Source organism: Pseudothioclava nitratireducens (assembly GCF_029210495.1).
In the GTDB taxonomy this organism is placed as follows: Bacteria; Pseudomonadota; Alphaproteobacteria; order Rhodobacterales; family Rhodobacteraceae; genus Pseudothioclava; species Pseudothioclava nitratireducens.
The window spans coordinates 1-753 of the sequence record NZ_JARGDK010000040.1 but is presented as its reverse complement, the minus strand read 5'-3'; the positions used below and the strand labels follow the sequence as shown (position 1 = coordinate 753).

The 753-nt window shown below is 69.6% G+C and carries 1 protein-coding gene; it reads right to left on the bottom strand.

Features of this window, described 5'->3' with window-relative positions:
* Positions 1-753 (bottom strand): C40 family peptidase (locus tag P0X85_RS15115; RefSeq protein WP_275815213.1); only part of this gene is annotated, 753 nt, incomplete at both ends.

Sequence of the window (753 nt, the reverse complement as noted above, 5' to 3'; positions counted from 1 at the left end):
GTCCTCGATCCGGGCCGCCCGTGCCTTCACGGCGTAGACAATCACACCGAGGAACACGGCCGCCGCCAACCACGGCAGGACGAAGGCGAGGGCCTCCTGGAGGCCGACGAGCATAGCAAAGCGCTCGGCCAGATCCCGCGCCCCCTCGGCTTCGGTGATGGCAGGGGCGATCTGCGAGACCACACTGCCCGCGGCACCGATCGCGCCAAGCCCGATCTGGGCATTGGCAGCGGTCACGATCCGGCTTTCGGCCGGGACGCCAGCGGCCCGCTCCGGCGCCACGGCCCGCGGGGCCGCCCGGTCCAGCGCATCGCTCAGCGCCACATCGATGATCGGGACCCGCGCGAGATCGTTGTCATCGCGGAACGCGAGGATGGCCGCGCGCGTCCGCGGGCCGACCACCCCATCGACCGTCCCGACCTCGTGATAGCCAAGCGCCTTCAGACGCGTCTGGACCTCACGCACGCTCAAGGTTGCCGACGCCGCGACATGCCCCGACCGCCGCACACCGAGGAGCTTCGAGACCGGGTAGCGCTTCACATTGACGGCGTCGGACTGGTTGCCACCGAGGCCCCAGACCCAAGCCCCCTCAATGCGATCGATGAAGAACACATGCCCCTGCCAGCTGGAGGTCCCCCGCGGGATCACCGCGATATCGCCCGGCTGAGCTTCGGCAATCTCCACCGGCACACCCCAGTCGAGATAGGACCGCGCGGTGAGCTTGCGCGTCGAGCGAATGCCGGCCTTCTCCAG